Raw genomic sequence first — 557 nt, 5'->3', positions numbered from 1 at the left:
ACCGCGGCCTCGATGGCCTCGAAGTAGGCGCGGGCCTCGGGATCGAGCAGCCCGGAGAGCCGCGACATGCCGTCGGGGCCTTGCGGGCCCAGCCGCAAAGAGCGGCGCCGGGCGCGGTCTTCGTCGGTGAAGTTCCCGTCGGGGTTGAGGTAGTCGGCGATGCGCTGCCCCAACCGGGTCACCACTCCGGAGTCCAGTTTGGTGGCGTGGTCGACCAGGACGCGTTCGGCTTCGGCGACGTCGGCCGCCGACACGGCGGCGGGCAGCACATCCAGGGCGTGACAGATCACGCGGAGATGGTCCTCGCCAATTGCGCCCCCTTCCACCGCGGCCGCTACCTCGGAAAGCTCGGGCGGCAGGGGTGGGCCGGTCAGCGAGCGCCGCGGGCGGATCCGGGCCGCCAACCGAAACCGGCGCGTCAGCTCCCCGGGGGTGATGCGCAGCCGCGCGCACACCCGGCCCCGCAGCCCAGGGGTGGACTCGGCGCCGTCGGGCGGCTCGGCGATCTCACCGAACACCCGATACATCAACCCCCGGTTGGTCCGCTGCTGGGTTTC

General features: G+C 72.7%; 1 protein-coding gene. It reads right to left on the bottom strand.

Annotated features, from left to right (window positions below; translation table 11 throughout):
* Positions 1–557: DUF222 domain-containing protein (locus A5706_RS04990; RefSeq protein WP_156766954.1), on the bottom strand; the 557-nt coding region annotated here is incomplete at both ends.

Source organism: Mycobacterium sp. E796 (assembly GCF_001672815.1).
Classification (GTDB): Bacteria; Actinomycetota; Actinomycetes; order Mycobacteriales; family Mycobacteriaceae; genus Mycobacterium.
The sequence above is the reverse complement of the archived record's forward strand: the minus strand, read 5'-3'. Positions and strand labels throughout refer to the sequence as shown.